7 protein-coding genes are annotated in these 13,169 nt (G+C 34.1%); 4 read left to right on the top strand and 3 right to left on the bottom strand.

Translation table 11 applies throughout. The features are described from left to right. Nucleotides 1-23: 23 nt before the first annotated feature. Genes EYD45_RS09270 through EYD45_RS09260 form a run of 3 tightly spaced genes read right to left on the bottom strand, consistent with a single transcriptional unit; the run spans nt 24 to nt 4,790 of the window. A complete protein-coding gene (locus tag EYD45_RS09270) occupies nt 24-1,151 on the bottom strand; it encodes a glycoside hydrolase family 88/105 protein (RefSeq protein ID WP_130964264.1) in 1,128 nt (375 codons plus the stop codon). A gap of 6 nt (nt 1,152-1,157) precedes the next feature. Then, nucleotides 1,158-3,422 carry a glycoside hydrolase family 3 N-terminal domain-containing protein gene (locus EYD45_RS09265; protein WP_130964263.1) on the bottom strand — a complete coding sequence of 755 codons (2,265 nt, stop codon included), beginning with the start codon at nt 3,420-3,422 and terminating at the stop codon, nt 1,158-1,160. 21 nt (nt 3,423-3,443) lie between these two features. Continuing rightward, a complete protein-coding gene (locus tag EYD45_RS09260; protein WP_130964262.1) occupies nt 3,444-4,790 on the bottom strand; it encodes a family 43 glycosylhydrolase in 1,347 nt (448 codons plus the stop codon). 363 nt (nt 4,791-5,153) lie between these two features. Here EYD45_RS09260 and EYD45_RS09255 point away from each other — a divergent pair, with 363 nt between their 5' ends. From EYD45_RS09255 to EYD45_RS09240, 4 genes are all read left to right on the top strand, one after another. Continuing rightward, nucleotides 5,154-6,692 (top strand): DUF6377 domain-containing protein, encoded by a 1,539-nt coding sequence (locus tag EYD45_RS09255; RefSeq protein WP_130964261.1) that lies wholly within the window; start codon nt 5,154-5,156, stop codon nt 6,690-6,692. 273 nt (nt 6,693-6,965) lie between these two features. Further along, a complete protein-coding gene (locus EYD45_RS09250) occupies nt 6,966-9,905 on the top strand; it encodes a SusC/RagA family TonB-linked outer membrane protein (RefSeq protein ID WP_130964260.1) in 2,940 nt (979 codons plus the stop codon). 16 nt (nt 9,906-9,921) lie between these two features. Then, nucleotides 9,922-11,388, top strand: coding sequence for a RagB/SusD family nutrient uptake outer membrane protein (locus EYD45_RS09245; RefSeq protein ID WP_130964259.1), 1,467 nt, complete (start codon nt 9,922-9,924; stop codon nt 11,386-11,388). Between the two features lie 14 nt (nt 11,389-11,402). Next, entirely contained in the window at nt 11,403-13,151 is a 1,749-nt protein-coding gene (locus EYD45_RS09240; RefSeq protein ID WP_130964258.1) for a SusE domain-containing protein, read from the top strand. Nucleotides 13,152-13,169 lie beyond the last annotated feature (18 nt).

Below are 13,169 nucleotides of genomic sequence, written 5' to 3'. Positions count from 1 at the left end.
TCCTTAGTAAAGGAAAAACTAAATTAATCTAACTTCAATATCTCACTTCCTGCCATTAAAAAGGCTCCAGTACCAAAATTTTGCCAAGAATCTGCCGATGCTGGCTCCGGAAAAGCTCCAATATTTTGCACCCAACCTACGCGACCATCTTCATGTTGGCATTTTACAATAGCATTCCATGCTTTTTTAACTGCTGGTGTGTGTTTTTTATCCACTAAACCATTATTAATTCCCCAGGCTAAAGCAAAGGTATGGAACCCACTGCCGCTTACCTCTCCGTGGTTATAAGATTCAGGACACAACAAACTTGTACGCCATAAACCATCTTCTGGTTGAATGGCTAGCATTTTTTCTGCCATTTCTTTGTATAGTTTCTCGTAGAATGGACGGTGTTCATAATCGGTTGGCATATCATCTAAAATCAAAGCTAAACCAGCAATAACCCATCCGTTTCCTCTAGACCAAAATACTTTTTTTCCATTAGGTTCTTTGGTATCTTTATCGTTGCCTTGCCATACAAAACGCATATCTCTTGCAAACAACTGCTCTTCCTCATCATACAATTTATTATACGTTTGCATATAAAATTTATGCATCTCTTCTAAATACTTAGGTTGTTCTGTGTGTTTTGCATACAAATTTAATACTGGTGGCGCCATAAATAAGGCATCACACCACCACCATAAAATGTCTTTTCCTTCTTTACCTGCATTTTTACCCGATTTCCAATTGTCATCTTCATATAAATGTGCATCTAAGAATTTCTTTGTAGGCTCTAAATCAACAAAATTTCTTCTTTTCTCGTTTCTATCAATATATATATAACTATATGAGATGGCAACATCATCTGCGTGATGTAAACGCTTATAGGTCTGCCAGTTATTCCAATAGGCTTGATTTTTTAACGCCGCCATATACATCATATTTTTGGTTGCTTTGTGTGCTCTGGCAACACCTACATAATAGGCTCCTGCTGTCCAGTCCGTTGGTGCAAGTGCAAAAATAGGATGTGCTTCTTGCCATTCTAAAGCTTTTATCATGGATGCTTTTACCTGAGCTTTATCTATAGCTTCAACCTCTGCTATTTTTTGAGCCGTTGAACAATTGAATAGTAGCACAACTGCGAAAAGTGATAAAATTGTTTTATTCATTATGTCTTATTTTTTTAGTTTGAATGTAGTTTCTAAATATTCTTTTGAAGATGTTCCTACCATTACTGTATAATCACCAGCTTCCAAAACTTTCTCCATCGAAATACCTGTAAATTCCAACATTTTTGGTGTTATTTTAAAAGACACTGTTTTACTTTCCCCAGCACCTAATTCTATTTTCTCAAAACCTTTTAGTTCTTTGTCTGGTCTTGTTACCGAGCCTATTTCGTCTTTGATATACAGTTGTACCACTTCTTTAGCTTTCATACTACCATTATTAGTCACTTTAACACTAACCTCTAGCTCTGTATCTGGTGTAATTTCTGCGTTAGATATTGAAATGTCTGAATATTCAAAATCGCCATAACTTAAGCCATGACCAAATGGAAATAAAGGTCCTTGACCAATGAATAAATATTCTTTCTTATAGTTAATCTCTTTCATGCTGTAATGAAATGGTATTTGCCCAATAGACCTTGGAATAGTTACAGGTGATTTACCTGATGGCGATACTTCACCAAAAACGATTCTGGCTGTAGATTCATCACCAAATTCACTTAAGTCCCAAGTATCTAAAATAGCATCAGCTTGTTCTGCTATAACATTAATGGATAAGGTTCTTCTATGCTTTAAAACCACAATTACTGGTTTACCTAACGCCTTAATTTTTTCTACAAGTTCGTCTTGAGGGCCAACAGGATCTATAGTTGCTCTATCACCTAAGGTACTATTACTAAAATAAGCTTCTTTTGCAGTATACTCATCACCTCCTAAAAATAAGATTGAAACGTCTGCAGACCTTGCTTTATTCACCAAACTTGCAATAGCTTTTGGGTCTCTGTCTAAAAGTTCTGGAGCACCTCCTTTTTGGTTTGTTAAATTGAATCCTTTTTCCGCTATGAATTTTACATTTGAACCTGCAACAGATTCAAACATGGCTTTTGTATTTTCCTTTAACAGCGGACCTAACAAAGCTACTTTTAAAGGTTTGTCTTTTGATAATGGCAACGCTTTATCTTCATTTTTTAATAAAATAATAGACTCTAAATCTGATTCTTTTGCTAATGCTAAAGAAGACGCTGCTCTGTTACCTTTCTCTACATCTTCAATGTTGATATAAGGATTATCAAAAAGCCCTAAAATGAATTTTGTTCTTAAAACACGGCGTACAGATCTATCAATTAATTTTTCAAGTTCTGGGTTTTTCTTTACCATTTCTGGTAAATATGCATAAGAATCTTCAGCATATAAATCGATATCGATTCCTGCTTCTAAACCCATTTGCGCTGCATCTTCTGGAGTTTCGGCAACATTCATAAAATAATGTAAGCGGGCAATATCATTGGAATCTGATACCACATAACCTTCAAAACCCCATTGGTCGCGTAATACACCAGTTAGTAATTCTGGATTACCATGACTCGCCACTCCATTTAAATCACCGTGTGATGCCATTATACCTAAAGTTCTAGCTTCTTTTACAGCCGCTTCAAATGGTGGGTAAATTTCGTCTATTAATGTTCTTTCAGAAATCTCAATAGCTGCAAAGTTAGAACCACCTAATACTTGTCCGTATCCTGCAAAGTGTTTTGCTACAGCACCAATATGGGTACCATTTCCTAAACCTTCATAATTTCCTTGTACACCTTTTACAGCACTTGTTACCATTTGAGTTGTTAGATATGTATCCTCTCCAAAGGCCTCACTCATACGCCCAAAACGCGGGTCGCGCACCACATCAGCTTCTGGTGAATGACACATGTGCATCCCACGTAAACGGGCTTCTCTTCCTACAACATCCCATTGGCGTTGCACTAATTCTGGGTTAAACGATGCTGCCGATGTCATTGGGCGACCGAATCGCGTACAACCCTCTGCATCTACACCGTTGTATGATTCTGTAACAAACAATGCTGGAATACCCCAACGGTTATTTTCTATAATATATTTTTGAAGCTCGTTATTTAGCTTTGCAGCAGCTACAGCATCAATATGCTCGCCCGGGTTTTTAATCCCTGCAATACCAAGTTTTAATTTTTCAATAACTTTATCTGACAGTTTTAAGTTGCCATTAGCGTCTGGTTTTGTTCCGATATTAGCATGAAAAATTCGCATTTGAGCCACTTTTTCTTCAAGGGATAATTTTGGTAATAATGCTTCTACGCGCTCATCAATGGATAAAGAGGCGTCTTTATAATCTTTTGAAACAGTCTCCCCACAAGACGTAACAGCAATACTGATTAATAAGCATAACGAAAATAATTTCTTCATTTTAGAGTTTTTAGTAGTTGTTTAATTTTTAAATTGAAATCTATTTAGTGTGAACGATTTATCTTTTATTCCTTTATACACAAAACAAATGGATTGTATGTTTTCTATATTTTCAATATCGAATGCTCTCTTTTGAAGCGTATAAATATCATTTTTAGGCACATTACAAGTAAATAATAATTTACCATTAGGGCTATCGGCTCTAACTTCTATTTGTGCAGCTTCACGAGCTATCACTTGTAGCTCTATACTATTTTTATCATTCAACCCTTTTACATTCGGGTATACGGTATAACTACCATCATGTTGTGGTTGTATTGAAAAACCGCCTATGGTATTTTCTATTTTAACAGTCCCCTCAGATTTAAAATAATCTTCGGCTTCAATAGTATTGTTAGCATTATAATTTCCAACACCTACTCCATCAACTCTTATAGTTGCCATTTCTCCATTTGCTTTGTAATGCACATAACTTATAAAACTGTCTCTAAAATAGCGATTTCCTGTTTGACTGATATCACAATATACATAATACCATTGGTTATGCCATTCAAAAAAACTACCATGGCGCCCTTGTAAAAACCCATTTGGCCATGTGGGCGCATTGTAACCCTCAGCAAAACTTTCTTCTTTTATTACAGAATCTTTATAATCATAAGGGCCATACAAATTATCAGACATGGCATAAAAACAGCCCCAAGACAAATAGTATTTGCCATTGTATTTATGAAGAAATGGTTTATCATCCGATGGCATTTCCTTGTTACTTCCATCGGTATTGTAAGGACCTCTTACACCTGTAATCTCAATTTTTTTAGGAGTTTCGGCTAAACTTATCATATCATCATTTAGTTTAGCTATGTAATAGTCCCAAACACCAAAGATGATATAATGTTCTCCGTTATCTTCAAAAACGGCCATATCATATTCGTGAGTTGGTGTTAAATCTGAATTTAAAAGTGGTTTTCCTAAAACGTCTTTCCAAGGACCAACTGGAGTATCGCCTACTACAACGCCGGTTTGCTCGTTACCTTCAGAAAAATACCAATAATATTTCCCGTTTTTATAAGCGGCATCTGTTGCCCAACATCTTGTAAAGTCTTTTCCAATATATGTATCTTTTGGATTTAATACGCTACGTTTTTTCCAATTGACTAAATCTGGTGATGACCAAACCCACCAATCTTCCATGATAAACTTTTTGTTTTCTTTAGATTTATCGTGTGATGCGTAAACGTATGCCGTATCATTAAAAATATGAATGTGTGGATCGTTTAAGCCTTGGTTAGGCACAATAGGGTTTTGGGCTGAAAAGAAATTAAAACTTAGAAGAAATAGATAAGCAAGATGTATCGGTTTCAAATTCATTAAATATATCATTCTAACCTTAATATAATATGATAAATGTATAGTGGCTAAACTTAAAACATATAAGCATGAGACCTATCCTGTACTATACTGGATTTAGTTTTAAATTTATAGTATTAAAATGTCAAAATTTAATTCTTATTTAAATATATTATTATTTGTAAATTGACATATATATGGTTAATAAAAGAAATCCAACTAATTTAAACATATGTATATGAATTACTGAAAATATTTAAATTTGTTTTTACTAAAAAAATGCTTTTGAAACCTCATCTATTCTTTTTTCTAAGTATGCTTTGTTTTACAAAAAGCTTTACTCAAACACAACTTGATTCTTTATTAATTGCCCTTGAGCATAATATGGAACAAAGAAGTGTTTACGACGCAGCAAAAGAAATAAGAATTAAAAACTTACAAAAACTACTTAATAATGATAAAGCCACAGATGAAAACAAGTATTTTATATACAACGAAATTATAGTTGAATATGAAAAATATAGTTTTGACAAAGCACTTACATCAATCGAAAAAAATATTGAGATTGCAAATAAACTAAATGACTCTGTTTTAAAAAACAAAGTTCAACTTAAATTAGCCAAATTACTTGTATCATCTGGTAGATATAAAGAAGCCATAGATGTTTTAAATGAAATTGAAAGACAAAACCTTCCAGAAATCCTGCATAGCTTATACTTTTATTGCCTTAAAGAAGTTTATTCTGGCTTGAATTTTTATGCGTCTGTTAGGAGCAACAAAGAGGAGTATTCTAGGTTATACAATGTCTATCAAGACACTTTACTTCAACAATTAAAGAAAAATTCGGATGAATCACTAGCACTTAAAGAAAAGAAACTTAGAGACAAGCGCGAAATAAAAAAAGCTCTTGAAATTAATAATAAACGCTTAAATTATTTGGAACCAGAGTCGCCGTTATACTCCTTAGTAGCTTTTGAAAGAGCATTACTTTTTGAACTTGACAACAACATTCCAAAACAAAAAGAATTTTTAATTCGTTCTGCTATATCAGACATAAAACTATCAATCAAAGATAATGCTTCGCTTACAGAGTTAGCAATGATTTTTTTTAAGGAAGGAGATATTGAAAGAGCTCATAACTATATAGTCTTCTCTGTAGAAGATGCAGAATTATATAACTCTAGATTACGCTTTGTAAATATATCCAATAAACTATCTGTAATATCGAAGGCTTATGAAGAAAGAAATTTAGAGCAACAAAAAGAACTAAAAAAGCTTTTAATATTCATCAGCATACTGGTATTATTTCTATTGTTAACCATAATATATATATACAGACAGATAAAAAAATTGTCTGCTGCTAGAAAGCAACTCAAAGATGCAAATGCACAACTACACAACTTAAATGAACAGTTAAGTTTAACTAATTCTGATTTAAACAGACTTTACAACGAACTATCTGATACCGATAGAATAAAGGAACAATATATTGGCACCTTTTTAAACCTTTATTCAGATTACATCAATAAACTTGACACCTACAGAAAAATGGTGAGAAAGTATATTGTTTCAAATAAAACAAAAGCATTATTAGAACTCACCAAATCAAAACAACTTATTGACAACGAACTTAATCTATTCTACGAAAATTTCGATAAATCTTTCTTACACATATACCCTAACTTTGTTAATGAAGTTAATAACCTTCTTAAAGATGATGAGCAAATAATATTAAAAGAAGAACAAAGCCTAAATACAGAACTAAGAATATTTGCTTTAATCAGATTGGGAATAACAAATAGCACGAAGATTTCAAAAATTCTACGCTATTCAGTTAACACTATTTATAATTATAGGGTAAAAGTTAAAAATAGCGCAAAATACAGAGATACTTTTGAGGATGATGTGAAGAAAATATCATAACTAAACATATAAATTGCGCACAAAAAATAAGAATTCAGCCTCTTTAAACTTAGTTTTACACTCTTAAGACTCACAAAACAGCTACTTTTTAAAAGTTGCAAATAAAATTTAAGTATTTTATTTTCAATACATTAAAACAATTAAACAACTTAAAAAATCCACTTTTTTAATACCTAATCCATTTTTAACAACTCTGACACTGTAATTTTGTTCCACGATGAATTATTGCTATACCCAAGTAGTAATTCGTTTAAACCACAAACTAAATAAATAATGATTACAGCTAAGAAAATAATTTTTCTCATTTTTCTTGTACCATTAATTTGCTTGTCACAAGAAAAAACAATTAAGGGGCAAGTTACTGATACAAATGGTCAACCCATTCCAGGTGTTACTGTTTTGGTGAAAAACACTACCTACGGAACTTCTACTGATTTTGATGGCTTTTACCAATTAACAACAGAAATAAATTCGAAGTCAACTTTAGTCTTCAGTTATGTAGGAATGACAACTATTGAAGAAAACATAAATAGCAGAACAACTATTAATGTTATTTTAGAGGAAAGCGCAGAAGCTTTAGAAGAGATTGTAGTTGTTGGTTATGGCGCCCAACAAAAGCGTGATATCACTGGTTCGGTTGCACAAATAAAATCTGAAGTACTGGAACAGCGATCAAATGCTCAAATTGGCTCACTTCTGCAAGGACAGGCCACTGGGGTAGAAGTTTTAGCTAATTCTGGTAAACCATCAGCTGGACTCAATATAAGAATTCGAGGTACAAACTCAATAACTTCTGGTAGCGAACCTTTATATGTTGTTGACGGTGTTCCTACAACAGATACACGTTCTATAAACCCTGCAGATATAGATGCTATTTCTGTACTAAAGGATGCGTCTTCAGCAGCTATATACGGAGCTCAAGGAGCTAATGGTGTAGTTTTAATTACCACAAAACGTGGTACTACCGAAAAAGCTAAATTTACATTTGATACATATCTAGGCATATCGCAAGCATGGAATACTTTACCTGTTTTAAATGGCGAGCAGTATAGAGATTTAATGACAGAGCTTGGGCAAACGACAGACTGGGAACGGTTTAATAATAATACAGATTGGCAACAAGAAATTTTTCAGAATGGACTATCTCACAACTACCAACTTGCGATGTCTGGGAGAAACAATAGCAGCAATTATTACGTATCTGCAGGCTACATAAATCAAGAAGGTATTGTAAAAAGTTCAGAGCTTGAGCGCTATAATTTTAAGATAAATTTTGACCAAGAAGTTAATGAATGGCTGAAAGTAGGTACAAGAATTGCTTACACGCAATATCGTGATGTAGATGTTAACGATAACAACGCTGTTAACCAAGGAGGTGTTTTACTTGGTGCACTTACCACACCATCGGTTATTGGAATTTTTAATGAAGATGGTTCATTTACAAGTAATCCATTTCAAAACTGGGAAAATCCATTAGCCTCAACTGATGGTTTAGACAGGGAGTTTAATAGTCAAAGATTTCTGGGAAATATATACTTTGAAGTAAAACTATTAAAAAACTTTAAATTCAAAACAAACTTTGGTGTTGATAATAGCAATGGCGTGTTTGATTCATTCCTAGATCCATTTAGAACAGGATTTGGTTCTGCTTTGGGTGGTCGAGCTATAAATACCACCAACAAAAGTTCGTATTATATTTTTGAGAACACCTTATCGTATAACAACGAGATAAAAAAACATAAAATTGAAGCCTTAATTGGTTCTGTTAACCAAAAAAATAAGTTTGAGAATAGTGCTATTGAAACACGGAATTTTGCAAGTGCTACAGTGACTACTCCAAACGGTGGCTCAGAAATATTTAATGCAACGGCAGATAAAGCTGAAAAGGCTAACTCATCATTTTTAGGGCGTTTAAACTACAGCTATGATGATAAATACTTAGTTACTGCAAACTTTAGAGCAGATGGCTCTAGTGTTTTTGGCCCTGATAAACGTTGGGGATACTTCCCGTCATTTTCTCTTGGTTGGAGAGTTTCAAAAGAATCTTTTCTAAAAAATTCAGAAGTATTAAGCGACATGAAGCTTCGTGCTGGCTGGGGTATTGTTGGTAATGACCAAATTCAAAACTATGCCTTTTTTGGTCGTGTAGGTTCTGGTGCAAATTATCCAATTGGCGGCACAATTCAACCAGGAACATTTCCATCCTCCATTGAGAATTTAGAATTAAAATGGGAGGAATCTAACCAAACTAATATTGGTATTGATGTTTCTCTATTCAATAGTAAAATCAACCTAACCGCAGATGCTTACATCAAAAGAACAAAAGATTTGTTATATAACGCACCACTTCCAAACGCAACAGGTTTTACAAGTGCTATTCAAAACATTGGTGAATTAGAAAATAAGGGAATTGAATTCGCAATTAATAGTGAAAATATTAATAACGAAAACTTTAATTGGAATTCTAACTTCAATATTTCATTCAATAGAAACGAAATAACAAGCCTTGTAGATTCTGATGTTTTTGAGGGTGGTATTGCTGGCGGCCGTGGAGAAGCTGCATTAATACGAGAAGGGGAACCTTTAGGTATACTATTTGGATACATTTACGGTGGTGTAGATCCAGAAACGGGTAGTGCATTTTATATTGATAAAAATGGCGTTTCTACATTTTCTCCAACTGCTGATGACAGAGTAATAATTGGCGATGCCAATCCAGATTTCACCTACTCTGCTACTAATAACTTTAGGTATAAAAACTTCAATCTGATGATATACTTACAAGGGTCTTATGGCAACGATATGTTGAATGCAACGCGAATAGAAACGGAAGGTCTTATTGATCCAAAAAATCAATCTACTTCTGTACTTAATAGATGGAGACAACCAGGGGACATTACCACCATACCTAGAGCTGTATTTGGTAATTCTGATAACTCTAGAGTATCTACTAGATTTATAGAAGACGCATCTTATTTAAGAGTTAAAGCTGTTACACTTGGCTATTCATTCTCTAAAAGCGCTTTAGAAAAAATAAATATAAGTGCATTGCGATTATATGTTACTGGCGAAAACCTATTAACATTTACAAATTATTCAGGCTTTGACCCTGAAGTAAATGCCTTTGGTGGCAGTAACACAGTAAGAGGTATCGATTTTGGTACATATCCACAAGCGAGAACAACCATTTTTGGTTTAAGCGTAACATTTTAAGTAAAAAAATATAACAATGAAAATATTAAAATCTACATTATTAATTTTAAGCCTTGTTCTATTTACAAACTGCGAAAGCTTTTTAGATTTAACACCAATTTCCGAGGAAACTAGCGCAAATGCTTACGATACAACTACCCAAATCGAAGCTGCTCTAGTAGGAGCTTATGAATCGTTTCAATCTTCAGAATACTATGTTTGGGATAATATATTATTTAGCGACATGCGTGCTGATAATAATTACGCTGGTGGTGATAACCCTGAAATTTTTGCTATAGACTTTTTAAACATTACACCAACGCATTCTAGACTTTTTACACATTGGTCTAACTTATACAATGCCATATCAAAAGCTAATGTTGTATTGGAACGTGTGGATGATGTTTCAGATCCAACCTTAACGGAAGAAAGAAGAAATCAAATTAAGGGTGAAGCTTATTTTTTAAGGTCTTATCATTATTTCTCTTTAGCCAAATTATGGGGAGACGTTCCTTTAATTACAAGTACAATTAAATCTACCACGCCTGAAAGTGTAAACATTCCTAAATCTCCAGTAGCAGATATTTATGCTCAAATTACTAGTGATTTAGAATTGGCTGCAACACTTTTACCAGACACTTATGGAAATGATGCTAGTACAAATAAAGCTAGAGCTACTTCAGGTGCTGCACATGCATTGGCAGCCAAGGCTTATGCACAACAGCCATCACCAGATTATCAGGCTGTACTTGACCATATTATAGAAGTAGAAAATAGCGATGCCAATTACCGATTAATAGCATATAGCCAACTCTTTGATGGGAACAATCCTAATAATGCCGAGTCTATAATCGAAGTACAATATTTGGGAGGTGTTGAAGGAAACTTTGGACCTCAACTTTTACTACCTCCATCAATATCTGGAGATACTTGGAGAAAATTTGTAACGCCGTCTCAAGACTTAATTAAAGCTTTTGATGATGCTGGAGATATAGTTAGAAAAAATGCCTCAATTTTATTTGAGTCAGTTCAATGGGTAGACGAATATTGGGGTAATTCTGCCGGAAGCACCATACCTTTTAGTTACAAATGGAAAAATGCGAGTGGTTTTGCAAGTGCAGATAACACGTATTTAATACGATACGGTGATATTGTACTACTTAAAGCTGAAGCTCTAAATGAACTCAATCAACTAGAAGAAGCAGTAACCGAAGTTAATAGAATAAGAAATAGAGCTGAACTACCAGACTTAACAGATGACCAAAAAAGCTCAAAAGCAGTTCTGAAACAAATCATTCTAAAAGAACGCCGTTTGGAATTATTTCAAGAAGCACAACGGTGGGATGATTTAGTGCGCTTTGGTGAAATAGTTTCTACCATGAATAACCTTGTTGAAATTGATTTAAGAACAAATACACCTGTTAATTATAACATGACAGCAGATAAAATATTCCTACCAATTCCGCAGCAAGAATTAGATAGAAATCCAGCTTTACAGCCTTAATAAAAAAATTGATTATGAAAACGTTATTTAAAAATCTTTTGTTTTTGCTTTTTGCTAGTATAGCAACAGTAGCATGCGTAACCGAAGACAATTTACAACCTGAAGGACAATGGGAATTAACCAATCCATCCATTACACTACCAAGTGACGATTTAGTAATATTAGATGAGACTACACCAAGTGATATTATTACATTTAGTTGGGAAGCAGCAACATCTTCTGCCGATTTTATAGTAACCTATAAAGTAGTAGTAGACACCTTGGGTTCTAACAATTTCGACACACCTATCTTGGAGTTAACTCCTTCAAATAGCGGAAAAGCCCTATCTACTTCTATTTCTTACCAAGCTATAGACGAGGCTTTATCATTTGCTGGTTATCCTGCAAACAACGATGTAGAATTAACATGGGCAGTAATTGCAAATAGTATCAATAAAACATCTCAAGATTCAAACAATATTACTATTAAACGTTTTGAAAATGAACTCATTCCAAACCGATTATTTCTATCAGGAACGGCTACTGAAAATGAAAATAATTTATCTGAAGCAATTCTTTTAAGACGCTTGAATGACTCTGAAGGTAACCCATCAAACATACATGAAGTTTATACCAGTTTAACAGCCGGTGGTACGTTTCAGTTTTACAGTGAGCAATCCTTACCAGCTTTAATTTATGGTGGTTCAGCAGATGGACAAATAGTTAAATCTGGTGATCCAATATCCGTAACTGAAGATGGACAATACAGAATAAGAATTGATTTAGATAGCAACACATACACCCTACTCAAAATTGAACGATGGAATATGAAGGGTAGCCCCATTATTGGTGGCTGGGGAAGCGATGAACCGCTACAATATATTGGTGGTGGCGTGTGGCAAGCATCCATACAACTTGTTAGCACAGGAGGCTTTCTTTTTAGAGCAGATGTAAATGATGGCGACTATTGGGGCTATTTACTAAAACGAATCGTTGGTACTGCCAACAACCTTATAATGGAGTCGGATGCTGGAGCACAAGGCGTAAATTTTGAAGATATTCCTTCAGAACAATTAGGAACAAAATTAGTAACCTTAGATTTATCTGCAAACGCATATAATTACACTATTGAAGATGACCCTAATGCCGCAGAACCAATTGCAACACCAAATACACTCTATCTATTTATCAACAATACACTTGTTGGTGAACTCACTAAAGATGGAGACATTTTTAGAAGCAGTACCTACATTGCCTTACAAGCTGGTGACCAAATAACACTTAATACAGCTGTTGATGGTTCTGGAGATAGTTTTACCACTTCTGAAAACATAGGCGCAACAACAGAACCCGATGGTATTAATGTTAGTGAAAGTCCTAATTTATTAGCTGGCAGCGATGTTATTAACGTTGAAAGAGATCAAGCCTACAAATTTGCAATTGATTTTGCAAATGCAAAATTGCAGTGGAATTACTATAATATTTTCTTATTTCATTGGGATGAAATTAATCAAAAATGGGAAGAAAGAAATGAGTTTTTAATGACCTACTCACACCCTTATAAATTCACAACTACAGTTGGCTTAAGTGGTAATTTTGATATGAAATTTATCTCCCCTTGGGATAATGATTTTGGTTCAGAATCCCCTACAGAATTATCTGGAAATATTACAAACGGAGGTGGCTCTAACATTAGAAACATTCCAACTGATGGTAATTATCAGGTTAATATTGAAATCACTCCAGATTTTTCATCTGGAACTTATGAATTTATTCAACAATAAACCCAAAACCACCACAAA

The organism is Hyunsoonleella flava (assembly GCF_004310325.1).
In the GTDB taxonomy this organism is placed as follows: Bacteria; Bacteroidota; Bacteroidia; order Flavobacteriales; family Flavobacteriaceae; genus Jejuia; species Jejuia flava.
The sequence above is the reverse complement of the archived record's forward strand: the minus strand, read 5'-3'. Positions and strand labels throughout refer to the sequence as shown.